The organism is Herbiconiux daphne (assembly GCF_024979295.1).
Lineage (GTDB): Bacteria > Actinomycetota > Actinomycetes > Actinomycetales > Microbacteriaceae > Herbiconiux > Herbiconiux daphnes.
In genome coordinates, this window is sequence record NZ_JANLCJ010000279.1 from 1 (window position 1) to 812 (window position 812).

At 37.7% G+C, this 812-nt stretch carries 2 protein-coding genes; both read left to right on the plus strand.

Going from position 1 to position 812, the window contains the following annotated elements:
* Positions 1–476, plus strand: a 476-nt coding sequence (locus tag N1032_RS24660; protein WP_259543154.1) for a hypothetical protein, incomplete at its 5' end; no start/stop codon positions are given.
* Between the two features lie 3 nt (positions 477–479).
* Positions 480–812 (plus strand): hypothetical protein (locus N1032_RS24665; RefSeq protein ID WP_259543155.1); only part of this gene is annotated, 333 nt, incomplete at its 3' end.

Here is an 812-nt window from a genome sequence, read left to right on the forward strand (position 1 = left end):
TCACATTGAGTCAAGCAGGAAACCCGCTTAAACCTCTTTTAGCTAAGCAAGCTAACGCTAATAAATTTAGTACAGCCTCACTAATGAGGGATAATATTCAGAATCAGCCTACACAAGCTGAAACAATGGCTCAACAGGCTAACCCTAATGCACCTGTAGCACAGCAATCTGATTTAGAGGCTCAGCTTAGACAACAGCGATTAGATACAGCTAAGCAGGTACAAGAGCAGCGCGATAAACAACAGCAAGATCTATTAGACCTGCAAGAAAAGAATAAACAAGCGGCTATTGGTAATGCAGCTACTTTCCTTGTATCGGCTTTTCTCGGTCAGAATAATAACACGTCCGACGTTAAAAGCGGTGTTGGTGCTGGTAGAAGTGCTGGCGCTCAAATGGGTATGCAGTCACAAACAGTATTAAATAATATGCGTCAGCAATTTAACCCTAACGCATTTAAATCAGGTTTCGGGGGTTAATATATGGCTTTAAGTAAATGGGCTATTAATAACCCTGAAAAATATAAAGAATCGAAACGCCGTGATTATGAAAAACATAGAGAAGCATATATAGCAAGAGCTAAAGCGAGATATGAAGCTAATAAGCCTCAGATACTTGATGAAATGAAAGTTTATAATGCTAAAAATGTTGATAAACGGCGTGTTAAAAATCGAGGTTATCAGCAATATAGAAATATTGCTCTTAGCAAAGGCTGTATTTTAAAAGGCGATGAATGGAATGATTTTGTAATTCAAGAAATGGAAGAATTGCGAAATATCAGAAATTCAGAAACAGGCTTTAAATGGGAAATTGAT